This window comes from Rhizohabitans arisaemae, from assembly GCF_025996515.1.
In the GTDB taxonomy this organism is placed as follows: Bacteria; Actinomycetota; Actinomycetes; order Streptosporangiales; family Streptosporangiaceae; genus Rhizohabitans; species Rhizohabitans arisaemae.
Genome location: NZ_BLRH01000009.1, coordinates 905,801 through 929,841, shown reverse-complemented (window position 1 = coordinate 929,841; position 24,041 = coordinate 905,801). Strand labels below are relative to the sequence as shown.

The following is a 24,041-nucleotide window of genomic DNA, read 5'->3' as shown; positions in this document are numbered from 1 at the left end:
GTCCGGTACGGCCTGCGGCGGCTCGGGCCCTCCGCCTCCTGGCGGGAGGACCCGGCGCGGAGGCCCGTACCGGGCGTCGGCTAGTGCGCTCCGGCTTTGACCGGGGTGCAGGGGGTGCAGGCGTGGGCGGGGTGGGGGGCGTCTTCCGGGGTGCCGTGGTCGACTTCCAGGGTGGTGTGGTCGATGTGGAAGCGGTCGTGCAGGAGCGTGGCGAGCTCTCTGCGCACCGCGTGGCAGTCGCTGCCCTCCTCCACGATGACGTGCGCGGACAGCGCGGGGAAGCCGCTGGTCACCGTCCAGATGTGCAGGTCGTGCACCTCGGTCACCCGGGGGTGGGCGGTGAGCTCGGTCTCCACCTGACCTGGGTCGAGCCCGGCGGGGGCCGCCTCGAAGAGGATGCGGCCCGAGTCGCGGAGCAGGGAGTAGGCGGCCTTGGCCATGAGCGCGGCCACGACCAGGGCGGCGATCGCGTCGGCGCGGGCCCAGCCGGTGAGCCAGACGATCACTCCGGCCACGGTGGTGGCGATGAAGGCGTACAGGTCGTTCAGGACGTGCTGGTAGGCGCCTTCCACGTTGAGGCTGTCCCGGTTGGCCTTGGCGAGCAGCCAGGTGGCGGCCACGTTGACGGCGATCCCGGCGAGCCCGGTGACCACCACGAGCAGCCCGGTCACCTCCGGGGGCTCGATCAGCCGCCGGATGCCCTCGTAGACGAAGTAGACGACCAGGACCACGAAGGTGAGGCCGTTGATCGCCGCGGAGACGATCTCCGCGCGCTTCCAGCCGAAGGTGTAGGCGCCTTTGGCGGGCCGGGCGGCGAGCCGGGCCGCGACCAGGGCGAGCGCGATGGCGCTGGTGTCGGTGAGCATGTGGCCGGCGTCGGAGATGAGCGCCAGGGAGTTGGCGACGACTCCGACGACCACCTCGACGGTCATGAACGACAGGAGCAGTACGAGGGCTCCGCTCAGGTACCGCCGGTCTGAGTCGGCGCTCACCGCGTGGCCGTGGCCGTGTCCGTGATCACTCATGGCGCAGGTGCTCCAGGCTTAGGTCCAGAAGGAGGCGGACGTGGGAGTCGGCGAGCCGGTAGTAGATCATCCGGCCGTCCCGGCGGCTCGCGACGATGCCCGCCGTGCGCAGGAGCCGCAGGGCGTGCGAGACGGCGGTGTCGGAGACCTCGACCGTGGCGGCGAGGTCGCAGACACAGAGCTCCCCGGCTTCGAGCAGCGCGTAGAGCAGCCGGGCCCGGGTCGGGTCGCCCAGGAGTTTGAACAGGTCGGCCAGGCGGCCGGCCTCCGCCGGGGTGACGAGCCGGTCGCGGGTCGCCGCCACCTTGGCGGTGTCGGGAGCGCGGGTGACGCACCCGTCGAGAGCGGTAACGGTGTTCATATCCACAATCTCTGAACAACTACTCAGGTATTCCGGGAAACCATACCCCGCCCCGGTGTCTCCGCGCTAGCGCTTAGGGAAACCTAACCTTCCTGAAATACCGTGACCGGCAGGCGGCGCGCCCGCACCGCGCCCCGTACGGCCTTGGCCACCTGCGCGAACTCCGCCAGGCGGGGCGAGGTCGCGCGATAGGCCAGACCGATCCGGCGACCCGGCGCCGGGTCCGCGAACCGCCGTACCCGCACCGGGACCCGTCGACCGGCCTCCACCGGCACCGCCGACTCCGGCAGCAGGGTCACCCCGAGACCCCCGGCGACCAGCTGGACCAGGGTGGGCAGGCTGGTGGCGTACGTGGCGGCGGTCGCGCGGGTGCCCACCTCGCGGCAGACGTCGATCGCCTGCTCGCGCAGGCAGTGACCCTGGTTGAGCAGGACGATGTCGAGCCCGCGCAGGACCTCGCGGGTGACCGGGCCGTCCCCGTGGGCGAGGGGGTGGGCCGCGGGCACGGCCAGCAGGAACTCCTCGTCGTAGAGCGGCTGCTCCACCAGGCCCGGGGCCTCGCCCGGCAGGGCGAGCAGGATCAGATCGAGCCGCCCCTCCTTGGCCTCCTCCACGATCGTCTCGGTCTTGGCCTCGTGCACGGTCAGCTTGATGCCGGGGAACCTGCGGGCGAACATCGGCAGCATCGCGGGGAGCAGGTACGGCGCGACGGTGGGGATGACGCCCAGGTGGATCGGGCCGGTGAACGGCTCCCGGACCGTGGCGGCCTCCTCCATCAGCTCGTCCATGCCGGCCAGGACCCGCCGGGCGTGCTCGGCCACCCGGGTGCCCGCGGGGGTCAGAAGGACCCGGCGGGTGGTCCGCTCCAGCAGCCGGGTGGCGAGGATCTCCTCCAGCGCGGAGACGGCGCTGGAGAGCGCGGGCTGGCTCATCCGGAGCTCGCCGGCCGCCTCCCGGAAGTGGAGGTGTTCGGCTACGGCGAGGAATGCCCGCAGCTGGGCGAGGGTGGGGCTCGGCGGACTGATAGGGAGATCCTTTCAGTGAGTTGTCCCTGGTCGATTTCTCCAATCAATAGTATGTGCGGCAGGCTGAACCCACAGTCAACGGAGACTTTTTCACTTGGGGGGACCCCGCTTTGCTCACCATCGGTGACCATTTCCCGACCTATGAACTCACCGCCTGCGTCGACCTCGACGCCGACAAGGCGTTCGAGACGATCGACCACAAGACCTACGAGGGCAAGTGGCGGGTCGTCTTCTTCTGGCCGAAGGACTTCACCTTCATCTGTCCCACCGAGATCGCCGAGTTCGGCCGCCTCGAAGGCGAGTTCGCCGACCGGGACACCCAGGTCCTCGGCGTGTCGATCGACTCCGAGTACGTGCACCACGCGTGGCGCAAGGACCACCCAGACCTGCGCGACCTGCCGTTCCCGATGCTCTCGGACATCAAGCGCGAGCTGTCGGAGGCGTGCGGCATCCTCGGTGAGGACGGCGTCGCCCAGCGCGCCACCTTCGTCGTGGATCCGAACAACGAGATCCAGTTCGCCATGGTGACCGCGGGCTCGGTCGGCCGCAACGTCAAGGAGGTCCTGCGGGTGCTGGACGCGCTCCAGTCCGACGAGCTGTGCCCGTGCAACTGGAACAAGGGCGAGGCCGGTCTGGACGCGCAGCGGCTTATGGCGGGGGCATGACCGGCGTCCAGGCGCTGAAGGAGGCGCTGCCGCCGTACGCCAAGGATCTCAAGCTCAACCTGGGCTCGCTGACGACGACCTCCTCGCTCACCGATCAGCGGCTCTGGGGCACGCTGCTCGCCTGCGCCGCCGCGACCCGGTCGACGCAAGTGATCACGGGCGTGGCCGCCGAGGCGCGCGGCGTGCTCGGCGCGGAGGCGTTCGACGCGGCCAAGGCGGCCGCCGCGATCATGGCGATGAACAACGTCTACTACCGCTCGGTCCACCTGATCGGTGACGAGACGTACACGACGCTCCCGGCCAGGCTGCGCATGACCGTCATCGGGAACCCGGGGGTCGACAAGGTCGACTTCGAGCTCTGGTGCCTCGCGGTGTCGGCGATCAACGGCTGCGGACGCTGCCTGGAGTCGCACGAGCGGGTGCTGCGGGAGTCGGGCGTGCCCCGGGAGCAGATCCAGGAGGCGATCCGGATCGCCGCGGTGGTCAACGCGGTCGCCGCGACGCTGGAGGCCGAGTCGGTCCTCAGCGCCGTCTGATCTCGGGCCGCGGACGCGTGGCGGGGTCACCCTGCCACGCGTCCGGCGTTCCCGGGTCAGCCCGCGCCGCCCCACTCCCCGGCCGGAGGCCGCCACATCGGCCAGAACGGTGTGCCGTCCGGCAGGTGGAACGGCTCGTGGGCCCGGTAACCGTGGCGCAGGTACAGTTCGCGGCTTCCCGGGCTGCTCGCCTCCAGGTAGCCGGCGACGCCGGCCTCGTCCAGGACGGCGTGGTGCCGCCGGAGCAGCGCGCCGCCGAGCCCCCGCCGCTGGTGCCCGGGGCGTACGGCGAGGAAGACGAGGTGGTGGTGGGGCTCGTGCGGATGGTTCGCCTCGAACAGGGCGTCCAGCGCGGTGAAGCGGTCGAGCCACGGGCCCACGGCGTCGGCGAGGCGCTTGTCGTAGTCCTCGGGTTCGGGGAGCGGCCCGGTCCGCGGGAGCCAGACCGCGGCGGCGTGGCCGGGGTCCACCAGGTCCACGTGGCCGTGCTCCAGGGCGTGCTCGACGAAGATCCGCAGATTCGCGGTCATCGTCTCCAGGCGGGCGCCGGAGTCGGGCACCAGCCAGTTCAGCGCGGGCAGGTGCAGGAAGGCCGTCGCCACGAGGGCGGAGACCGGCTCGGCTTCGGCGGGTTCGGCGCGACGGATGGCGGGGAGGGTCATCGGGTTCATCTCCCCGCGGTCGCGGTGGGCGTGGGCCCGGTCGCCGGGTCGCCGGCCGCGGCCTTGGCGCCGAGGCCGATCCGGGCGTACACCTCGGGGTTGCGACCGCGCAGGGACAGGCCCCAGAGCAGGCCGCCGACGGCGGCCACCAGGTACAGGCCGGGGAGGACCCAGCCGAGGGCCGAGTCCGGCGGGACGCCGAGGAGGGTGGTGAAGTTGCTGACCGCGAGGTAGGAGAAGACCCCCAGCAGGACGCAGGCGACGCCCGGTGCGATCAGCCGCCGCCAGACGTTCTCCCCGCCAGGGTTCCGGGCGAAGTAGCGCAGGACCGAGAGGGAGGTCGCGGTGATGAGCAGGAGCACGCCGAAGCCGCCGAGGGTGCCGGCCTTGTAGAAGAGGTCGACGACCGGGTCGAGGCCGAGCACGGCGAAGACGACGATCACCGTGAAGCCGAGGACGCTCTGTGCGATGGAGCCCGAGCGGGGGGCTCCGGTTCGCGCGCTGGTCTTGCCGAAGTACGCGGGCAGGACCCGCTCCCGGCCGAGGGCGAAGATGTACCGGGAGGTCGTGTTGTGGAAGGAGACGGCGGCGGCGAAGACGCTGGTGGCGAAGAGGACCCGGGCGATGTCGACGATGGTCGCGCCGAGATGGTCGGCGGCGAGGACGAAGATGGTCTCGGTGGCGTTCTTCTGAGAGAACTCGACGATCCGGTCCGCGCCGACGGCCATGGTCATCGCCCAGGAGGAGAAGGCGTAGAGGCCGGCGATCACCGCGATGGAGATGTAGGTGGCGTAGGGGACGGTCCGGCGCGGGTCCCGGCTCTCCTCGGAGAAGACCACCGAGGATTCGAAGCCGACGAATCCGGTGACGGCGATGACCAGCAGGGCGCCGACCCCCGGGGCGAACAGGGCGCCGGGGGAGAAGACGGTCGCGGTGGTGGCGACCCCTCCGGCGGCCGGGTTGACCAGGTCGGCCAGGTTGAACAGCAGGATCACCACGATCTCGGCGGTGATCAGGACGGCGAGGATGGTGCCGTTGAAGTCCACCCGCATCAGGCCGAGCGCCGCGACGAGGGCCCAGGCGATCAGGCCGAGCAGCCACCACTCCAGGCTGAGGGAGAGCCACTGCTCCAGCAGCGGGGCGGCCGCGGCGCCGAAAGCGCCGTACAGGCCGACCTGAAGCGCGTTGTAGGCGGTGAGGGCCACCCAGGCGCCGCCCACGCCCGCGGGCCTGCCGAGCCCTTGCGCGATGTAGGAGTAGAAGGCGCCGGCGTTCGCCATGTGCCGTGCCATCGCGACGTAGCCGACGGCGAACACGGCGATCACCGCGCCGACCGCCAGGAACGCTATGGGGAGTCCGATGATGCCGGTCACCGCGTATCCGGTGGTCACGACTCCGGCGACCACGGTGAGCGGGGCGGCCGCGGACAGGACGAAGTAGACGACGGCTCCGACGCCCAGCCGGTTCGCGGCGAGTGTGGCGCTGATTCTGTCGGTGCCGTTGGTTCGGGGGGCCATGGACGTGTCTCCTGTGGGTCCGGACGTGCACGGTCTTAAGAACGACGGGTCCTGGGAACAGTGGGTCTTACGGATCTCAGGGGGTTTCTCAGCCGCGGTAGGCGAGCACGGCGTCGCCGACCGCGGCCTTCAGCTGCCCGATCAGGTCGACGTACGGCGGGGGAAGGCTCGCCAGGAGCACGTCGAGGTATTGACGGCTCGCGGGCCGGTCGGCCGGGTTGGACACCACCGACTCGAACAGGCCGGTGGCCTCCATCAGCCCGGCGAGCACCATGCCGGACAGGCCGATCGGCTCCCGTTTGGTGAGGGTCAGCGCGAGCCGCGCCGCGGGCCAGGAGCAGACGATGAAGTCGACGGCGAGGTACCGGACCCGGATCCGCCAGAGGGAGCGGCTCTGCTCCCGGTGGATGAGGTCGCTTTCGCGCATCCGTTCCGCCACGTTCTCGACGGCGTCCCCGGCGAGGTAGGCGAGCCAGGTGCGGACGCCGGTGTGCTGGGGGGCGTCGCGGATCTGGGCGAGCAAGTCCCCGGTGAGGGGGTCTTCGACCGGCTGGGAGCTGAGGATCCGGAGTTCGGAGCCGCGGACCGTTATCCGGTCCTGGAGCATGAGTTCGGCGAGGAGCGCGCCGCCGAGGCCGAGCGCGACCGTCCCGGGGTTGAGGCGGGGTCTTCCCTGGTGGGCGGTGTCCCAGGAAATAAGAAAGAACTCATCCGCCAGGCGCACCGTTGCTCCCCTCGGCGCCGGAAAACCCTTCTGACCGGGGAGAACCACAATCAGCGATAGGATTTCCGGTGCAGTCGCATGAGTGCACAATTCATCCTTGGTCGGCGGACGTCTGCGGAATTTCTGGCAACCTCACGTTCAGGGCGTGTACCCGGGTGTAATTTGTAGCAAATCTTCGTACTTAGGTATAGCTAATCCATGTCGATCAGAGAAAATTGACATTCAGTCTTGACTATCGGATGTCTGCGGTCGGCGCGGTACGGTCAATGCGGTTGCCCGGTTTCGGGCAGGCGATAACCGGCGAAATCCGGCCTGCCGACGTACCGGCCGGTGCCGCGCCCGACGCCGGACACCCTTCCCGGACTGTGCGCACGCCGTGCCACCGCACCGTCGGCCGCCTGGTACCGCGCCCGTCCCGCGACGGGCTCCACCGGATTCCGGGCGTCCCGAAACGTTCTGTAAGACCGGAGTCTCCGGGACGGGGTTGATCGTCGTGGCGCCCCTGACCCGACGGGCGCCACGACGATCGGCTTGGGGACGGCTCAGCCGCGGGCCGCGTGGCCGTACCGCGCGGCGCGTTCGGCCAGCCAGAGCCAGCGGCGCCGTACCGCGCCGGAGGTCGCCGACACCATGTCCAGCGCCGCGCCCTCCACCCGGCCGAGCGCCTCGGGTGTCGCGACGGTGTCCTCCAGCAGCGCGGCGCCGTCTTTGAAGGCGGTCGCCTCGGCGTCCCCGCCGAACCGGGGGGCGACCTCCTCCCGCCAGAAGTCGTCCCAGCTCAGTGTGGGATTCCAGCTGAATCTGGCGTACGCCAGATAGCTGATCTCGTTGGTCGGGTGGTAGGCGGACGGTTCGGCGAAGATCGTCAGGCCGCGCAGTCCGGCGGCTCCGCTTCGGCTCGCCATGTCGGCGAAGAGGTCGGGCACCCAGCTGTGCCGCTGCCGGTTCCACTGCGAGCCCGCGTGGGTGCGCAGCACGTTGACCGAGTGCGGCAGCCGGCTTACGTGCTCGGCGGTGAGCCGCTCCCGGTTCTCCTGCCAGTAGCCGCGGTTCACGCAGTACTGGTAGGCGACGTCGTCCGGGAGGTCGGCGAGCGGCTTCTGCGCCTCCAGGTCGAAGATGTTGTCCCAGTAGACCTCGACCAGGTGCCGCAGCGGCGTCCCGGCCGGGCCGGTGCGGCGGGCGGTCTCCAGCAGGTCGGGATAGACCGAGCGCATCGCCTCGTATGACCACGAGGTACGCTCGCCGCCGGTGCGGGCCGTGCAGCGGGCGCAGGCGCAGCTGCCGTAGTCGCCGGTCTCGAAGTTGATCCCGCCCACCGGCAGGGTGTCCAGCAGCCAGGCGATCGCGTCCCGGTTCCAGGCCAGGTTGTCCGGGTGGGAGGGGCAGGCCGCCATCATGTACTCGCTCGCCGGGAAGTGCAGCTCGCCGTAGTCGGAGATGTCGAAGCCCACCTTCTTCGGCAGCTCGGCGGCGAGGTCGGGCCGTCCGCGCAGCCAGGTGGCGAGGTTGTAGGGGTGCCGGCCGTCGAAGTAGACGCCGCCGTAGGCGTTGATCCCCACCCCGGCGACGATCCGCACACCGCGGGCGCCTGCGTACTCGCAGAGCTCCCGCGCCGCCTCGACCCCGCCGTGCGCGTCCCGCAGCAGCCCGTACACGACGATCCCGCCGATCCGCTCCCGGCTGCAGAAGTCCACCAGCCGCCGGTAGTCGGCGCCGAACGCCTCGGCCGGCTTGCCGTACGGGTTGAGCGCGCCGATCTCCTGCTTGCCGAGCTGCCGCTCGTCCCAGTTGGTGGAGTGGTCCCAGGTCCACAGGGTGCGCAGCGGCAGTCCGGGCTCGTCCTGGAACGTTCCAGTCGGCAGCGTGCCGTCCCGGACCAGGCCGGTCAGTTCCCGGGCGGCGTAGACCAGGCCCGCGAACGGGTCCCCGGTCAGGGTGATCCCGCCCTCGGCCGGCACCTCGATCCGGAAACCGCCCTCGGGCATCCCGGCGTCGGCGACGAGCCGGACCGGGGTGCCCTCGGCGCCGGCGCCGAACCCTTCGGTGAGCAGGCCCGCCGCATGCGGCGACCGCTCGGCGTCCTCCAGCCGTACCCCGGAGACGGGGCGGCGGTCGACGGACATGGTTACCTCCCGGTGTTCTCTACGACAGCGGTGTTCTCAGGCGACGGCGGCGAGGTAGGCGACCACGTCGATCGCCGTCCACACCCCGTGCCGCCAGTAAGGGTCCCGCTCCAGACAGGCGCGGGCGGCGGCCGAGTCGGCCGCCCGCAGCACCAGGACCGAGGCGGTCAGGTCCGCCCGGGCCCCGGCCACCAGCGCCGTACCCGACTCGATCAGTTCGCGGACGTGCGCCAGATGCGCCGCCCGGTACGGCTCGCGCCGGGCGGCCGCGTCCGGCGCGAAGACCGCGGTGGCCAGGAACGTCTCCTCAAACCTCACGTGTCCTCCCCGATCGCCCCGATCAGGCGCCGCATCGCCACCCGGTAGACCGTCTGCGGACGCCCGGCGCCGGTGCTCACGTGCAGCCCGGCCTCCTCGGCGTAGCCGGCGGCCCGCAGCGAGTTGAGCAGCCGCCGCGCCGAGCGGACCTCCACCCCGTAGGCGTCGGCGAGCGCCCGCGCGGTCACCTGGCCCGAGTCCAGCTGATGCAGCGCCTCCAGCAGGCGGCGGGTGGAGAGCGGCCCGATCCGGAGCTGCTCGGAGATGCGCAGCACCCCGGGCGCCGTCTCGCGCAGCCGCTGCTTCACCGTGGTCTCCCGGCTGGAGTACACCTCCCCGTCGGGGAAGACCACCTGGGTGTCCCCGTGCTGGCGGCCCAGCGTGAGCGCCTTGCGGGCGTTGTCCTCGGCCGCGGCGATGGTGGTGCCCGTCCCCAGGCCCACCGCGTGCTCGGCCTCCACCCCGCGCAGGGTGAGCAGCGAGGCGTGCCCGGCGCGATGCCGCGCGATCGCGCTCTCCACCGTCCCCCGGGTGGTGGTGATCAGGAAGGTGCTGTCGTCCACGGTGGTGAGGCGGCCCCGCATCCGCTCGGCGTGCTCCAGCAGGGCCTCGCGGAGCCGGAGCCGCTGCAGCTCGGCGCGGTAGGGGTCCCGTTCCCGGACGGCCGGCTCGGCGAGGGCGATCATCATCACCGCGATCTGGGTGGCCCGAGACTGCCGTACCTCGGCCGCCAGCCAGGCCCGGCGGAGTGCGTCCCGGACCGAGGCGCGGGTGTGCTCGACCCGCCAGACCGGGACGCCTTCCGCCGTCAGTTTCCGGTGGACCGCGCCCAGGCAGGTGAGGCAGGCCTCGACCGCGCCGGACTCATACCGCGCCCGGTGGAAGTCGGCGATCTCGTCCACCCCGGAGGAGAGCAGCACGCCGTCGTCGGCGATCGGCAGGATCTCGGTGGGCGGGGTGAGCTCGATGTCGTCGTAGGTCTCCCGGACGATCTCCGCCTCGATGGTGTCCACGCTGATCCGGGGGAGCCGGCCGCCACCGGCGATCAGCATCCGGGACAGGGTGCGGTACAGGTCGATCCCGGAGTGCGGCATGAAGTCGATCTCCGCGCGGAGCCCGCCCGCGGCCTCGGCGAGGGCGTGCGGGATCCGCCCGGTGAAGAGCAGTACCTGGCAGAGCTCGTCCAGCTCCCGGGCGAGGTCCGGCGCCTGCTCCGGGTGGGCGTAGGCCCGGGTGGTGACCTCGCCCGCACGCCCCTGGCCGTCGGCGACCTTGAGCACGAGCTCGACCGAGTCCTCGGGGCCGATGATGCCGATCACGTTGCCGCCTCCAGGTAGTAGCTCCGTCGGTGCAGAGAAGGCGCTCAAGCCGTGAAGACCGTGCCGTCGAGGGCGTCGGCGGACGGGGCGGCGAGCAGGGCCAGCACCGAGGCGACCTCCTCGGGGCGGCCCAGCGCGGCCTCGATCCGCGACACCCGATCGGCATCGGTTCCGTTGGCACGGGCTTCGTCCAGCGACCGCCGCATCAGCGGCGTGTCGATGTCGCCCGGGCAGAGGGCGTGGACGCGGATCCCGAGGGGACGGAGATGACGGGCGAGGGTCAGCGAGAGACCGTGCAAACCTCCCTTACTCGCGCCGTAGGGTATCGAGCCGGAGCCCGCCTGCACACCCGCCTTGGACCCCACCAGGACGATCACTCCGCGCCCGGCGGGCACCATGTGCCGCGCGGCGTGCTTGGCCACCAGGAACGGCCCGGTGAGGTTGATCGCGATCACCTCGTTCCACAGCTCCAGCGGAAGCTCCCGTACGTCCAGGCCCTGGCCGCGCATCACCCCCGCCACGTGCAGCACCGCGTCGATCCCGCCCAGCTCGGCGGCGGAGGCGTCGATCGCGGCGGCCACCTCGGCCTCGTCCGCCACGTCGGCCCGGTGGGAGCAGGCGGCGACCCCGGCGGCGCGGGCCGACGCGGCGGCCGACGCGGCGCCGTCGCCGTCCCGGTCGAGCACGGCCACCGAGCCCCCGGCCGCGGCCACGGCGTCCACCGTGGCCAGGCCGATCCCGGACGCGCCGCCGACCACGACCACCCGCCGTCCGGCGAGCAGGCCGCCGCTCACCAGTGGACCGTCCGTCGTACGGTGTCGGCCACGTGGACGGCCTCGGGGACCACGGCCTGCTGGAGTACGGGCGCCGCCGGCATGGGCACGTCGGGCGCCGCGACCCGGGCCACCGGGGAACGCAGGTCCTCGAAGCACTCGTCGGCGACCCTGGCGGCGATCTCGGCGCCGAAGCCGCCGGTGAGGTTGGCCTCATGCGCGACGACCAGCCGGCCCGTCTTGGAGACGGAGGCGCCCACGGTCTCGAAGTCCAGCGGGTTGAGCCAGCGCAGGTCGATCACCTCGGCCCGGATGCCTTCGGCGGCGAGGGTCTCCGCGGCCTCCAGCGCGGCGGGGACCATCCGGGACCAGGCCACCACGGTGACGTCGGGGCCCTCGCGCAGTACCCGGGCGCCGCCCATCGGCTCGACGGGGACGTCGGTCCGTACCTCGCCGGCGATCGGGTAGAGCATCCGCGCCTCGGCGACGATCACCGGGTCGTCCACGGTGACCGCGGTGCGCAGCATCTGGTACGCGTCGTCGGCGGTGGCGGGGAGGGCCAGGCGCAGCCCGGGCGTGTGGGCGAAGTAGGCCTCGGGGGAGTGGGAGTGCTGGGCGCAGGCCCCGGGGGAGTAGCCCTGCTGCATCCGGATCACCAGGGGTGCCTTCCACCGGCCTCCGCTGGAGTAGCGGATGTTGGCGATCTGGTTGACGATCTGGTCCATCGCCACGAAGGCGAAGTCCGCGTACATGATCTCCGCGATCGGCCGCATTCCGGTCATCGCGGCGCCGAGAGCCATGCCGAGGAAGCCGGTCTCCGAGATCGGGGTGTCGAAGATCCGGCCGGCGCCGAACCGCTTGTGCAGGCCCTTGGTGGCGCCGAACGGGCCGTTGGGTATGGCGACGTCCTCGCCGAAGTAGACCGTGTCGTCCCGGCTGTCCAGCGCCCAGGTGAGCGCGGCGTTGACGGCTTGGATGTAGCGCATCGATTCAGGCATGGACGTGCTCCGTGACGGTGGCCGGGTCGGGGAAGGGGATGGCGCGCGCCGCGGTCACGGCCGCGTCGATCTCCGCGGCGATCTCCGCCTCGATGGTGTCCAGGCGTGCGGTCAGCTCGGCGTCGGCGGCCTGCCGGATCCGGGCGAGCGGTTCCCGCTCCTTGGCGGCGGCGACCTCGCCGGCCGGGCGGTACTGCTGGGCGTCGCCGCTGTAGTGGCCGACCAGCCGCTCGGTCATGGCCTCCACGAGGGAGGGCCCGGAGCCTTCGCGGGCCCGCCCGACCGCCTGCGCCATGGCGGCGGTGACCGCGTCGACGTCGTTGCCGTCGACGACCGTGCCGGGGATCCCGTACCCGGCGGCCCGCTCGGAGAGCCGGTGGACCCGCACCATGTCCTCGATACGGGACATCTCCGAGTAGACGTTGTTCTCCACCACGAGCACCATCGGGAGGTCGAGCACGGCGGCCAGGTTGAGCGCCTCGTGCACGTTGCCCTGGTTCATCGCGCCGTCGCCGATGCTCACCACCGACACCGCGCCGTGGCCCCGGTGCTTGGCGGTCAGCGCGGCCCCGGCCGCGATCGGCACCCCGGCGCCGACGATGGAGTTCTCCCCGATGAAGTTCCGGGAGGCGTCGGAGAGGTACGGCGACGCGGCCCGGCCGCCGGAGATCGGGGAGTCGCGGCCCATCATCTCGGCGAAGAGCGCGGCCAGGCCGACTCCGCGGGCGATCGCCCAGCCGTGTCCGCGGTAGGTCGCGGACACGTAGTCGTCCTCGCGCAGCACGCCGCAGGCGCCGACCGGAATCGCCTCCTGCCCGTTGCACAGGTGGATCGAACCCGGGATCTCGCCGCTCTCCTTGAGTGCCATGAGCCGCTCTTCGAACCGGCGGATCCGGGCCATGGCCCGGTAGGTGTCGGGCAGATCCATCAAACCCCCAGCTTCATATAAGCCGTATTCTGCCTTGTTCGCTGGCGATCCTAGACCAAGCGGATATGCCTATGGAAGAGTATGGGGACAAGATTCTGGCCGATATTAGTCTCTAATTGGGAGCGGATCATGGAGATCGCCGCAGTCGAGTCGACGGTGCTGGGTGACGCGCACTTTGTGCAGGTGTACACCGACGACGGCCTGGTCGGGGTCGGCCAGTCCGGCTGCTGGGGCTACCCCGGCGCGGTCGACGCGGTGGTAGCCGAATTCCGGCCCTACCTGCTGGGCGCCGACCCCGGCCGGATCGAGCACCACTGGCACCACCTCTACCGGATGGGGCCGTTCCGGGGCTCGGTGCTCACCGCGGCGGTCTCCGCGATCGACATCGCGCTCTGGGACCTCAAAGGCAAACGGCTTGGCGTCCCCGTGTGGGAACTGCTCGGCGGGCGGGTCCGCGACCGGATCCGGCTCCACCTGCTGCTCCCCGGCGTCGGCGCCGACGAACTCGCCGCCCAGGCCGCCGCGGCCGTCGCCGACGGATTCACCGCGGTCAAGTTCGACCCGCTGCCCGCCGCGTACGGCGACCTCGCGCTGCCCCGGCTCGTCGCCGAGACCGAGGCCACCGCCGCCGCGGTCCGCGACACCGTCGGCCTCGACGTCGACATCCTCCTCGAACTCCACCGCAAACTCACCCCGCTGCAGGCCGAAGCGGTCATCCCGGCGCTGCGCCGCCTGAACCCGCTGCTGGTCGAGGACGCCGTCCAGATCGACAGCATCTCCAGCCAGGCCCAGGTGGCCCGGCGCTCCCACGGCGTGCCCGTCGGCAACGGCGAACGCCTGCACACCGTCTGGGAGTTCAAGGAGCTGCTCGCCCAGGGCGGTGCCCAGTACGTCCGCCCCGACCTCGGCCTCGCCGGCGGACTCAGCCACGTCAAGAAGATCGCCGCCCTCGCCGAGGCGCACCACGCCGCCGTGGTCACCCACAACTGCCTGGGCCCGCTGCTCACCATGGCCGCCGTCCACCTGGACCTGACCATCCCCAACTTCGTCGTCCAGGAGTACTCGCCCCTCGACGACACCCTCGCCGACGGCCCCGCCAAGCCGTGTGTACGGCGCGAAGGCGGCTTCATGCCCGTACCCACCGAACCCGGCCTCGGCGTCGTCCTCGATCTCACCGGTGCCAAGCCTCAGGACCTCACCGGCCGTCCCCTCACCAGGATCCCCCTCAGGCAAGACGGCTCGGTCGCCTACGCCGTCTAAGCGGACAGGCCCGCCCGGTCCGTGACCGGGCGGGCCTGTCCCCGTACGAAACCTCAGGGGTCGATCCCGTCGTGGTGGAAGACCGGGTGGGCCCAGAGGGGTTCGCCTTCGGAGTCGGCGACCTCGGCAAAGAGGTGGGTGAGGGAGGCCGTCCAGCGGGCCTGGACGGCGGAGGCGCGGGTGGCCTCGCGGGTGTGCTCGAAGCCCCATCGGGTGCGCAGGACGCAGATGAGCAGCGTGCCGTACCGGTAGATGTGGTAGTCGTAGACGCCCGCCTCGTCGAGGAATTCCGCCATCTCGGGCCACAGGTCGGCGTGGCGCCGCTCGTACTCCTCCTCGGCGCCGGGGCGCAGCCGGTACACGTGGCACAGCTGCTCCCCGGGACCGCGCACGGCGCCGCTCATTTGCCGGACCCGGCGAGCGCGCCCGCGACGAGCTGCCGCTGGAAGACGAGGTAGATGATGAGGACGGGCAGCAGGGCGATGATGAGCCCGGCGCTCACCAGCGGCACCGACAGGTCGTACTGGCCGGTCAGCAGGGAGACGCCGACCATCAGGGTCTTGCTGTCCGAGCCGCCCATGATGACCAGCGGCAGGATGAGGTCGTTCCACATCCAGACGAAGTTGAAGATCGCCAGGGCGGCGATCGCCGGGGTGGCGATCGGGGTGAGCAGCCGGAACAGGATCGTGAAGTGTCCGGCGCCGTCCACCCGGGCGGCCTCGATGAGCTCGTCCGGGATCTGCTGGAAGTATCCGGCCAGCTGGTAGGTGCCAAGCGGCAGCCCGAACGCCGCGTACACCAGGATCAGGCCCTGGTACTCGCCGGACATGCCGAGGTCCAGCACCGTCTGGTAGAGCGGGTAGATGATCGCCTGGCCGGGGATGGTGAGCGTGATGATCACCAGGAGGAAGACAAGCTTGCCGCCCGGAATGCGCAGCTTGGTGACCGCGTAGGCGGCGAGCAGCGCGGCGAGCACCGAAATGATCAGACCGCCCGCCGTGGTGACCAGCGAGTTCATCAGCAGCCGGGGCATGTCCAGCCGCCGGAACGCCTCCAGGTAGTTCTCGAACGTGATCGCGGTCGGCAGGCCCAGCGGGTCGTGGGCGAAACCGGTCTGCGACTTCAGCGAGCTGATCACGGTGAAGAGCAGCGGATAGATCGCCGCGACCGCGACGACCACGAGCGCGAAGCTCAGCAGATAGCGCCCGATCCGGGCGGCGGTGCGCCGGTTCATCGCTTCCGGGTCCCCTCTTTGAACATGTGCCGGACGCTGAAGATCGAAAGCACGGCGACGAAGACGAACAGCGCGATCCCGATGGCGGACCCGTAGCCGCGGTCCAGGAACTGGAACGTGGTCTGGAAGACCAGGAACTCCGGGAGCATCGTGGCGTCACCCGGGCCGCCCTGGGTCAGCGCGTAGATCAGCGGGAAGAGCCAGATCAGCACACCCGAGGCGCAGAGCACACTCCAGTAGGCCACCGTGGCCCGCAGCATCGGCACCACGATGGAGAAGAGCCGCCGCCAGAAGCCGGCCCCGTCGATGTAGGCGGCCTCCAGCACCTCGTCGGGCAGCGCGGCCAGCCCGGCCAGGTAGGTCATCACGCCCAAGCCGAAGAAACTCCACAATGCCACCGCGACCAGGGAGAACAGCGCGCTGTACCGGCCGTTCAGCCACTCAAGGGCGAGCGGTTCCAGCCCGACGGAGGTGAGCATCGTGTTCAGCGGGCCCTCGGGCGCGAGGATCTGCCGGAACATGATGCCGACCAGGATCGGCGCGATCGTGTACGGGATGAAGTAGACCGCGCGGAACAGCTTCCACCCGGGGGTGCGCTGGTGGATGAGGACCGCCAGCACCAGCGGGAGCACGATCCAGACCGGGAGGGTCGCCACCACCAGCAGCGCGTTGCGGAAGCTGGACAGCACCGTCGGGTCGTCGAGCATCCGGGTGTAGTTGTCCAACCCGGCGAACGACGACTCGCCGAAGCCGCTGGATGATTCGAGACTGGTGGAGACACCGCGCCCGAGCGGCACCAGCTTGAAGGTCACGGCCAGGGCGACCGCGGGCAGGACCATCGCGGCGCCCAGCCACCAGTCCCGCGCCTGGCCGGGGCGGAACCGGCGGCGGCCGGGTTTCGCCGTGGCCTTGCCGACCTTGGGGTCCGGCGCGGGCGCGGTGGAGATCGTCATTGGGGGTTCCCTCCGGAGGGCTCGCCGGGCGGGGCGGTACGACCCGCCCCGCCCGGTACGGCTACTTGCCCTGCTTCTTCGTGGGGCTGCGCTCAAGCGCGCGCTGCATCTGGTCGGCCCACTTGTCCACGGTGAGCTGGCCGAGGGTTACCTGCTGCCAGCCGCGGGCCAGCGCGTCCGCCTCCGGACCGGAGAGCATGACCCCGGCGTGCAGGGTCGGGTCGGCGATCAGCTCCTGGATCTTCTGGAACGCGGGGGAGGAGGGCAGCAGCGACTTGTCGACGTTCTTGTTGAGCGGCTGGCCCTTGCCGTGCTGCACCCAGAGCTCACCGTTCTTCTTGCCGGCGAGCCAGGTGATGAACTTCAGCCCGGCTTCCTTCTTCTCGCTCCACTTGGTCACGCCGTAGACGGCGCCCTCGATCCCGGAGAACTTGTTCGCCAGCGGGGCGTCGGCGTTGATCACCGGCCACCGGGTGACGCCGAGGTTCTCGTCGCCGAGCGCCTTGCCGAACGCCTCCCAGTTCACCGCGTCGGAGATGATCGTCCCGGCGAAGGCCGCGTCGCCGCGCTGGAAGATGTCGGCGCCGTCGGGGAGCATCGTGATGGAGGGGGCGTTCTTGTTCGCCCAGCCCTTGGTGGTGATCTCGGCGAGCTTGGTCAGCACCGAGACCAGCTTGGGGTCCTTCCAGGAGATGGTGCCCGCGAGCAGGGCGCGGATGTCGTCCTCGCTCAGGTAGTTCCGGGCGATCTCGGGGAAGTCCCAGTAGGCGGGGAAAGTGCCCGACTGGCCGAGGGCGAGGCAGGTCTTGCCGGACTTGGTCACCGCCTCACAGGCCGCGCTGAACTCCTCCCAGGTCGCCGGGGGCTTCTCCGCGTCTAGACCCGCGGCCTTCAGTACCTGCTTGTTGTAGTAGAGCACGTTGCCCTGGTAGGAGAACGGCACCCCGTAGCAGGGCTTGCTGGTGTCGAAGCCCTCGCAGGCGCCGCTGTAAGTGACCAGATCCTTGTTGATCTCCGCGGCCTTGGCGCCGAGCGGCTCGTAGGCGCCGCGCCGGTCGAACAGCTCCAGGCCGGCGTTGTTGGCCATCACGTCGGGACCGGACTGCGAGGTGATGTACGGGCCCTGCACCTCGGGGTACTTGTCGAACGGGACGGCCTGCATCTCCAGCTTGATGTCGGTGTGCTCGGCCTCGAAGGCGGTCTTCACCTGCTTCCAGTACTCCGAGCCGCCCGGCTCCCAGGTGAGCACCTTCAGGGTGACCGGACCTGTGGCCCCGCTGGGGGAACCGGCGTCGCCACCGCCACCGCAGGCGCTGAGCAGCGCGGCCGTCAGACCGGCGGCGAGGACGCCGGTGATCCTACGTCGATTCATGGGCTTGAAACTCCTGTCGCAAGGGGGTTCACACGGGGGACAGCCGGCGATGGGCACCGCCGGCTTCGGCGCTGTCGATCAGGGCGGCGGCGACCCGGACCACGTGGAGCCCGTCCGCAGGCCGTACCGTCTCCGGCGGCTGGGCGCCGGCCACCCTGTCGAGGAAGTGCCGCAGTTCGGCGGCGAGCGCCCCGCCACCCCCAGGCGGGGAGATCAGCCAATCGGGCGCTTGTGTCCGCTCGGCCTGGACGAGCAGCGTGGGATGGGCGAGGTCGACGTGGCCGACCCCGCCTGAGCCGTACACCTCGACCAGGTCCGAGGTGGGGTTCGGGGAGCTCTCCGGCAGGAGGTAGGCGTTGCGGATCGACGACACGACGCCGCTCTCGTGCCGAAGTTCCGCCCAGACCAGGACCGGAGAGACGGCCCCGGAACGGCTCTGCGTGACCGCGCGCACCTCGGTCACCGGCGAGCCGGAGTACCAGAGGGCGAGGTCGATGTCGTGCACCGCGGTGAGCATCGCGGGATGCGCGCCCGGGTAGAGCCTGCTCAGCGCCCGGGAACGGTCCCGGCGCGAGGACACGGCGAGCACCTCGCCGAGCTCACCCGCGCGCAGCGCGTCGTACAGGGCCCGATGCGGCGCGGAGAAACGCAGGATGTGCCCGGGCTGGCAGAGCACCCCGGTCGACTCCGAGACGGCGACGATCTCCTCGGCGTCCCGCACGGTGTCGGCGAGCGGCTTCTCCACCAGGACGGGGATCCCGGCGGTCATCAGCGTGACGGCGGCGTCCCGGTGGGCGTGCCCGGGGGAGCACACCGACGCGGCCTCCGGCCGTACGGCCTCGATCAGCTCCTCGACACGGGCGAAGGTCCGCGGCACGCCGAACGCGGACGCCAGGTTCTCCCGCACGGCGGGGTCGGGGTCGACCAGCGCGCCGACCCGTACGCCGAGCGAGGCGTACGCGGCGACGTGCCGGGCGCCGAACGCCCCGGCGCCGACGACGGCCACGGTGAGGCTCACGCGGGCACCGCCTCGGCTGGCGTGGGGAGCTCGGTGAGCCGCCCGTCCAGTACGGCGCGGGTGAGCCGCTCCAGCGCGGCGGTCCCCACGGCCAGGCAGCGTTCGTCGACGTCGAAGCCACCCGAGTGCAGCGGCGCCCCGGCGCCTTCCCCGGCGACGCCGAGTTTCACGTACAGGCTGGGGCCGAGCGCCCCGAGCAACGCGAAGTCGTCGGTGGTGAGCGGGGGCACCGGCAGGTCGACGACGTCGGCGGTCCCCGGGAGTTCGGCGTGCGCCAGTGACACCAGTTCGGCCGCGTTGCGGATGGCCGGCATCTCGTTGGCCCAGGTGAAGTCGATGCCGACGTCGAGCGCGGCGGCCTGCTGCCGGGCGAGCCGCTCGATGATCTCCTTGAGCCTGGCCCGGGCGGCGGCGTCGTGGGTACGCAGGGTCCCGGTGGCCTCGGCCCGCGCGGCGACCTGGCTCTGACTGGCGCCGCCGGCGATGGTGCCGATGTTGAAGGCGACCAGCTCGTGCGGATCCCGGCCGCGGGCGACCGCGGCGTGCAGGAGGCCGACCAGGGTGCTCAGCGCCAGGATCGCGTCGCGACCCTGGGCCGGGGTGGCGGCGTGGGCGGCCCGCCCGATCAGCTCGATCCGGAACGCGTCCTTGGCGGCCATCGCGGTGTGCCGGTCGACGCCGATCGCCCCGGCGGGCAGTTCGGGCCAGCAGTGCAGGCCGAGTACGGCGTCGAACCGCCGGTCGGCGAGCGCGTCGGTGGCGAGTACCTTGGCGGCGCCGGATTCGGCGCCGAACGGGATCTCCTCGGCGGGCTGGAAGAGAACGGTGACCGAGCCGCGTGCCGGCGGGTTCGCGGCGAGCCGGGCGGCCACGCCGTACGCGACGGTCATGTGCACGTCGTGTCCGCAGGCGTGGCAGACGCCCGGGTTCCGGGACGCGTAAGGGACGTCCTTGGCGTCGGAGACGGGATAGGCATCCATATCGGCCCGAATAAGAACCGATGGCCCGGGCGCCTGGCTCGCCAGCTCGACGACCAGACCGGTCCCGGCCACCCCCGCACGCACCGGCGCCAGCGGGCTCAGCAGCTCCGCCAGCGTCTTCGCGGTTTGGTGCTCCGTGAACCGCAGCTCCGGGTGCTGATGCAGTCGGCGTCGGAGCCGGACCAGCTCATCGAAGTCGTCGCCTGCCAACGTCACGGGGCCTACCTCTCTTCTCCGGTCCTAATCCGGACCTAATTGAGCCATAACTTAGGTGAGTGGTCTTGTCGCGTCAATGGCCGGACCGGAATCCGGCTAAAGTTCCGCCCTATGAACCGCGCTGACGCCCACATCCACCTCTTCGCGACCGGCTATCCGGGCCGATACGGCCGTTCGCCCGCCGGAGCCGACGAACTCGCCGCCTACCAAGACCTGCGGGCCGCGCACGGCATCGGCCGGGCCCTGGTGGTCGGCTACGAAGCGGAACCGCGGTTCGCCGGGAACAACGCCCACCTCGCGGCACTCGCCGCCGACCACGACTGGATCGCCCCCGTCGCCTACGTCCCGCCGTCAGGCGTCGCCGACCTCGCTCACCTGCGGGACTTCGCCGGCCTCTCCGCCTACCTGGCCGACCTCGACGCCGCACAGGCGTTCGAGGGTTGGGTACGGCGACACGCCGCCACGCTGAACGCCACGGGCGCGATCGTCAGCCTCAACGCCACCCCCGTCGCCACCGCCGGGCTCGCCCGCACCGTCGCCGCGCTCGACGGCTGCACGATCCTCTTCAGCCACCTCGGACTCCCCGGCCCGCACGCCGTACCCCCCACCCACGCCGAAGCGGCCCAAACCCTCGCCCCGCTCCTCGCCCTCGCCGGCGGACCCCACGTCGGGGTCAAGATCTCCGGTCTGTACGCGGTGAGCGACCCCTCCTACGCCTACCCGCACACCGCCGCCCTGCCGTTCATCCTGACCCTGCTCGAACGGTTCGGCCCCGACCGGCTCTATTGGGGGTCGGACTTCTCCCCGAGCCTGGACCACGTCTCCTTCCCCCAGACCCTCCACCCCATCGGACTGGCCGGCCTGGCGCCGGACGAGGCCGAAGCCGTGTACGGGGGCAACCTGCTCCGGGCGCTCGAGCGGCGGTATGGCGGCTGAGCCGCGCAGGCCATACGCAGGCTGAGGACTCGCGATCAGGGTGACAACCCGGATGTGGGGACCGTGTTAAGTGAGCTCAGGCCTGCAAGACCAGTGTTTTCAACATTGACCGCGGCGGTTTGCGCCGGACAAAGGGCGTCCGGCGCAAACCGCCGCGCGCATTCTCGCGCCGCCAAGAGCGCGGCGCGAGAAGTGCGGACCTAGCGTCTTGGGCACCTAAGATCCAGCCGTGCTCACGACTCGGGTTCGGCGCGTCTGATCGGTTGAGCAGGTCCGAGACGGGCTGGTCGCGGCGCGTTCTGGGTGGACGGCTCTAGCCTTGCCACGGCTTGGCGGGTTGCGGCCTGAGGTGCTGGCCGTCGTACCGGCCGCCGACGCAGTGTCGCTTCCAGGTGCCGTCGACGAAGTTGACGAGGTGGGCGCTGCCGCCCCCGTCGGTGCACTCCTGGTACCAGACGTCGGAGGGGGTGGCGTGAACCGGGGCGGCAATCAGCACGGGCGCGATGAGCGCGGCGGCGCAGGCCAGGGCTGCGATGGGGCGACGCATAATCATCTTCCTTTACAGAGAGTAACTTTACCAACACTCTAGGTCGTCGATGGTCCGTGCGCACCCGAGATCCCTGGTGCTGTGACCGGAAACGATCACTGGGTTGGCGTGTAGGACGCTCGTGGCGATTGAATGGGTGATGATCACATTCGATCGGCACCCGTCGGCCTCGGCCGGCGGCAATACGGTGCCGGTGATCACCCGGCTGGTACGGGCGATCAGGACACGGTGCGCGATGTGATTCATCGCTTCAACGAGATCGGGCCGGCCTGCCGGGACCCTCGGTGGGAGGGAGGCCGTCCCTGCCTGCTGAGTCCTGAGGATGAAGGGGGCCGATCTCGCTCATATGCGGTGGAGCAGGGAGGCGGTCACGTGATGCCGTTGACGCCGTCAACCGGAAGGAGCACTGTGGAGAAACTGCTCGTCTCGTGTGATGAGCTGGCCGGGTTGATCGGCGCACCATCGGTCCGGATCGTCGACACGCGCTGGCCCGTGGGCGATGGTCCGGCCGGGCACACCCTGTACCGCCGCTCTCGCGTGCCCGGCGCCGTCTACCTCGGGTTCGACGCCACCCAGGCGCCCGGTCCGCAGCCTCCGGGCCGGGCCGCCGACCCCGCGACGCTCGCCGCCGCCCTCGCCGGCCTCGATGTCGGCACCGGCACCACCGTGGTGGCCTACGACGACAATCACCAGTTCACTGCGGCGCGTCTGGTATGGCTGATGCGGGCTCACGGCTTCGAACGGTCGTTCCGCCTCGACGGCGGATGGCCCGCCTGGCTGCGGTCAGGCGGGTTCGTGGAGACCGGGCCGACCTCCTGGCGGCCCCGCGTAACCCGCCCGCCGCTCCTGAGCCGGACCGGCTCCGCCATCGCCGGCCTGGACGACCTGCTCGCGCACCAGGCGGCCGGTCTGCCCATCGCCGACTGCCGTCGCGACTCCAGCTGGGCGGAGCAGCCGCAGCTCATCCCAGGCGCGACGAGACTGCCGATGCGCATGCTCGTCGACTCCTCGGGGCTGCACCTTCCGCCGTCCCGCATCAGGTCGGCGGCCGCCGCAGCCGGGATCGGCGTCGACACGCCGGTCGTCGTGTACTGCGGCGCGGCGATCTCCGCCCCGGCTGTCTGGCTCGCCCTGCGCTCAGCCGGCGTCACCGGGGTACGGGTGTACGACGGTTCCATCACGGAATGGATCGCCGGCGGTCGGCCTCTGACACCTGCGGCGGCGGGTCGGCCCGATCCTGATCCGTGAGCCTGCGCACCTTGACCGGTTGCGTCACCCTGCCTCCCAAGCGCCGATCGAATGTGATCATCACTCACTCAATCGGCATGAGCGTCCTGCATGCCAACCCGTTGATCGTTTCCGGTGACAGCACGAGCAAGGGAAGTGGTGTTCGAAGAGCCTGTAGGACGGCGTCGGCCGTACTAACGGCTGGGCGGGCACAGGTCAGAGTGACAACCTGGATGTGGGAACCGGCGGGCCGATCGGAGGGGGCTGCCACCCAGATGAACTGCTCGTCCGACTTGCGGGATTTGTCGATGGAAGACTGGGCGCGCGGGCAAGTACTGGAATCGCGGTGCTCGCCGTGAAGCTTAGTGATTTCGAGGCCCGGCTGAGGGATCTCATGTTTCCACGCCGTTTGGTGGATGAATCCGTTTTCCTCTACCGAAACACCGGATTGGACATTGCGAACTTCCAGTCGGACACAGGGATATTGGCGTCATAATTCCAGCGAAGCACCTAAACGGCGACCGATCCCCCTACCGGGCAGGTCGGGAGCCCGTGCGACTCCTCGCTCTGGGAGACGGCGTCCCCTCACGTGGTGGGATTCGAGCGGACGGCGGTCGACCACTGCGAATGGGTGAACCCGGTGGTCCGGCCTGACGGGACCTCACGAGACGGACAAGGACACCGGTATTCGCAAATCCCACCACTCTCTGGGACGCGACCTTCTGGGGCCGTTGTCGGCACAACGGTCGACCGAAAATCCGGTGATCGGCGCCCCGGTAGCCGTGGGTGGGTGGTGGGAAATATGTCGGTTCCATTGCGGCGGTTGGTTTCGCTGGCGTGATGGGTTTGGCGTCTTTACCGTCGGTGTGTCGTTGGCTCGCGGATAGGGGTTTTTTCATGGCTGAGCTGGTTCCGGTGGAGTCGGACGGTATTCGGTTTTGGGTGGAGGTGTCGGAAGGCCCCGGCATTCAGACGGTGGGGTTGGGGGACGCGTTCACGTTCGACGGTGTCCGGGACGCGGTGCTGGCGGTGGGTTCGGAGTTGCAGGCGGTGTGGGAAAAGGTGCGGCCGAGCGAAGCCGAAGTGGAGTTCGGGGTGAAGGTGACGGCCAAGACCGGGAAGCTGTCGGGGCTGCTGGTGGAGGGCGGCGGTGATGCCACGCTGAAGGTGAAGCTGGTGTGGCGTCGTGATCAGGCGCCGGGTCCTTCGGTGGTGCAGGTGCAGGGGGCTGGCTCCGGTGCCGAGGGCGAACGCGAGGGGGAGGGCGAAGGGACCGGCGAGACCGGGGGAGACGACGGATGAGGGGGACGCCGTCGGGAGT

25 protein-coding genes are annotated in these 24,041 nt (G+C 70.7%); 6 read left to right on the top strand and 19 right to left on the bottom strand.

Features of this window, described 5'->3' with window-relative positions; translation table 11 throughout:
* Positions 1-80: 80 nt before the first annotated feature.
* The 3 genes from RUR_RS04990 to RUR_RS04980 form a co-directional block, all read right to left on the bottom strand.
* The gene (locus RUR_RS04990; RefSeq protein ID WP_283133658.1) at positions 81-1,025 is read right to left on the bottom strand and encodes a cation diffusion facilitator family transporter; all 945 of its coding nucleotides are present in this window, start codon (positions 1,023-1,025) and stop codon (positions 81-83) included.
* Positions 1,018-1,386, bottom strand: coding sequence for an ArsR/SmtB family transcription factor (locus RUR_RS04985; RefSeq protein WP_283133657.1), 369 nt, complete (start codon positions 1,384-1,386; stop codon positions 1,018-1,020). The genes RUR_RS04990 and RUR_RS04985 overlap by 8 nt, the downstream gene beginning before the upstream one ends.
* A gap of 83 nt (positions 1,387-1,469) precedes the next feature.
* Positions 1,470-2,381, bottom strand: coding sequence for a LysR substrate-binding domain-containing protein (locus RUR_RS04980; protein WP_283134015.1), 912 nt, complete (start codon positions 2,379-2,381; stop codon positions 1,470-1,472).
* A gap of 140 nt (positions 2,382-2,521) precedes the next feature.
* On the opposite strand from RUR_RS04980, the gene RUR_RS04975 reads away from it, so the two are divergent.
* Positions 2,522-3,076, top strand: a complete 555-nt coding sequence (locus RUR_RS04975; RefSeq protein WP_283133656.1) for a peroxiredoxin — start codon at positions 2,522-2,524, stop codon at positions 3,074-3,076.
* Entirely contained in the window at positions 3,073-3,612 is a 540-nt protein-coding gene (ahpD, locus tag RUR_RS04970) for an alkylhydroperoxidase, AhpD family (RefSeq protein ID WP_283133655.1), read from the top strand. Before RUR_RS04975 ends, ahpD begins: the two co-directional genes overlap by 4 nt.
* Positions 3,613-3,668: 56 nt before the next feature.
* Here the strand turns inward: ahpD and RUR_RS04965 are convergent, their stop codons facing one another.
* The 9 genes from RUR_RS04965 to RUR_RS04925 all read right to left on the bottom strand — a co-directional run bounded on the left by RUR_RS04965 (position 3,669) and on the right by RUR_RS04925 (position 12,977).
* Positions 3,669-4,274, bottom strand: coding sequence for a GNAT family N-acetyltransferase (locus RUR_RS04965; protein ID WP_283133654.1), 606 nt, complete (start codon positions 4,272-4,274; stop codon positions 3,669-3,671).
* A 5-nt stretch (positions 4,275-4,279) separates the two neighbouring features.
* Positions 4,280-5,791 carry an APC family permease gene (locus tag RUR_RS04960; RefSeq protein ID WP_283133653.1) on the bottom strand — a complete coding sequence of 504 codons (1,512 nt, stop codon included), beginning with the start codon at positions 5,789-5,791 and terminating at the stop codon, positions 4,280-4,282.
* Between the two features lie 88 nt (positions 5,792-5,879).
* Positions 5,880-6,515: a GOLPH3/VPS74 family protein gene (locus RUR_RS04955; protein ID WP_283133652.1), complete on the bottom strand. Its 636-nt coding sequence runs from the start codon at positions 6,513-6,515 to the stop codon at positions 5,880-5,882.
* A 542-nt stretch (positions 6,516-7,057) separates the two neighbouring features.
* Positions 7,058-8,641, bottom strand: a complete 1,584-nt coding sequence (locus RUR_RS04950; RefSeq protein ID WP_283133651.1) for a hypothetical protein — start codon at positions 8,639-8,641, stop codon at positions 7,058-7,060.
* 36 nt (positions 8,642-8,677) lie between these two features.
* Complete coding sequence (locus RUR_RS04945; protein WP_283133650.1) at positions 8,678-8,959, bottom strand: YciI family protein; 282 nt, start codon at positions 8,957-8,959, stop codon at positions 8,678-8,680.
* A complete protein-coding gene (locus RUR_RS04940; protein WP_283133649.1) occupies positions 8,956-10,278 on the bottom strand; it encodes a helix-turn-helix domain-containing protein in 1,323 nt (440 codons plus the stop codon). The genes RUR_RS04945 and RUR_RS04940 overlap by 4 nt, the downstream gene beginning before the upstream one ends.
* 44 nt (positions 10,279-10,322) lie before the next feature.
* On the bottom strand, positions 10,323-11,072 hold the full coding sequence (locus RUR_RS04935) for an SDR family NAD(P)-dependent oxidoreductase (protein ID WP_283133648.1): 750 nt from the start codon (positions 11,070-11,072) through the stop codon (positions 10,323-10,325).
* Complete coding sequence (locus RUR_RS04930) at positions 11,069-12,049, bottom strand: alpha-ketoacid dehydrogenase subunit beta (protein WP_283133647.1); 981 nt, start codon at positions 12,047-12,049, stop codon at positions 11,069-11,071. Before RUR_RS04930 ends, RUR_RS04935 begins: the two co-directional genes overlap by 4 nt.
* On the bottom strand, positions 12,042-12,977 hold the full coding sequence (locus tag RUR_RS04925; protein WP_283133646.1) for a thiamine pyrophosphate-dependent dehydrogenase E1 component subunit alpha: 936 nt from the start codon (positions 12,975-12,977) through the stop codon (positions 12,042-12,044). Before RUR_RS04925 ends, RUR_RS04930 begins: the two co-directional genes overlap by 8 nt.
* 129 nt (positions 12,978-13,106) lie before the next feature.
* On the opposite strand from RUR_RS04925, the gene RUR_RS04920 reads away from it, so the two are divergent.
* Entirely contained in the window at positions 13,107-14,237 is a 1,131-nt protein-coding gene (locus tag RUR_RS04920; protein WP_283133645.1) for a mandelate racemase/muconate lactonizing enzyme family protein, read from the top strand.
* Between the two features lie 53 nt (positions 14,238-14,290).
* Here RUR_RS04920 and RUR_RS04915 read toward each other — a convergent pair whose 3' ends face one another.
* The 6 genes from RUR_RS04915 to RUR_RS04890 form a co-directional block, all read right to left on the bottom strand.
* Positions 14,291-14,629 (bottom strand): L-rhamnose mutarotase, encoded by a 339-nt coding sequence (locus tag RUR_RS04915; RefSeq protein WP_283133644.1) that lies wholly within the window; start codon positions 14,627-14,629, stop codon positions 14,291-14,293.
* 8 nt (positions 14,630-14,637) lie between these two features.
* Positions 14,638-15,471, bottom strand: coding sequence for a carbohydrate ABC transporter permease (locus RUR_RS04910; RefSeq protein WP_283133643.1), 834 nt, complete (start codon positions 15,469-15,471; stop codon positions 14,638-14,640).
* On the bottom strand, positions 15,468-16,424 hold the full coding sequence (locus RUR_RS04905; protein WP_283133642.1) for a carbohydrate ABC transporter permease: 957 nt from the start codon (positions 16,422-16,424) through the stop codon (positions 15,468-15,470). The genes RUR_RS04910 and RUR_RS04905 overlap by 4 nt, the downstream gene beginning before the upstream one ends.
* 61 nt (positions 16,425-16,485) lie before the next feature.
* Positions 16,486-17,796: an ABC transporter substrate-binding protein gene (locus RUR_RS04900; protein WP_283133641.1), complete on the bottom strand. Its 1,311-nt coding sequence runs from the start codon at positions 17,794-17,796 to the stop codon at positions 16,486-16,488.
* Between the two features lie 28 nt (positions 17,797-17,824).
* Positions 17,825-18,814: a Gfo/Idh/MocA family protein gene (locus RUR_RS04895; protein ID WP_283133640.1), complete on the bottom strand. Its 990-nt coding sequence runs from the start codon at positions 18,812-18,814 to the stop codon at positions 17,825-17,827.
* A complete protein-coding gene (locus RUR_RS04890; protein WP_283133639.1) occupies positions 18,811-20,010 on the bottom strand; it encodes a M20 metallopeptidase family protein in 1,200 nt (399 codons plus the stop codon). The genes RUR_RS04895 and RUR_RS04890 overlap by 4 nt, the downstream gene beginning before the upstream one ends.
* 111 nt (positions 20,011-20,121) lie before the next feature.
* Between RUR_RS04890 and RUR_RS04885 the strand changes: the two genes are divergently transcribed.
* Positions 20,122-20,946 (top strand): amidohydrolase family protein, encoded by an 825-nt coding sequence (locus RUR_RS04885; protein ID WP_283133638.1) that lies wholly within the window; start codon positions 20,122-20,124, stop codon positions 20,944-20,946.
* Between the two features lie 313 nt (positions 20,947-21,259).
* Here RUR_RS04885 and RUR_RS04880 read toward each other — a convergent pair whose 3' ends face one another.
* The gene (locus RUR_RS04880; protein WP_283133637.1) at positions 21,260-21,493 is read right to left on the bottom strand and encodes a hypothetical protein; all 234 of its coding nucleotides are present in this window, start codon (positions 21,491-21,493) and stop codon (positions 21,260-21,262) included.
* A 408-nt stretch (positions 21,494-21,901) separates the two neighbouring features.
* Here RUR_RS04880 and RUR_RS04875 point away from each other — a divergent pair, with 408 nt between their 5' ends.
* Both RUR_RS04875 and RUR_RS04870 read left to right on the top strand, forming a co-directional pair.
* The gene (locus tag RUR_RS04875) at positions 21,902-22,741 is read left to right on the top strand and encodes a sulfurtransferase (RefSeq protein WP_283133636.1); all 840 of its coding nucleotides are present in this window, start codon (positions 21,902-21,904) and stop codon (positions 22,739-22,741) included.
* Positions 22,742-23,617: 876 nt separating this feature from the next.
* A complete protein-coding gene (locus RUR_RS04870; protein ID WP_283133635.1) occupies positions 23,618-24,022 on the top strand; it encodes a CU044_2847 family protein in 405 nt (134 codons plus the stop codon).
* The last annotated feature ends 19 nt before the right edge of the window (positions 24,023-24,041 follow it).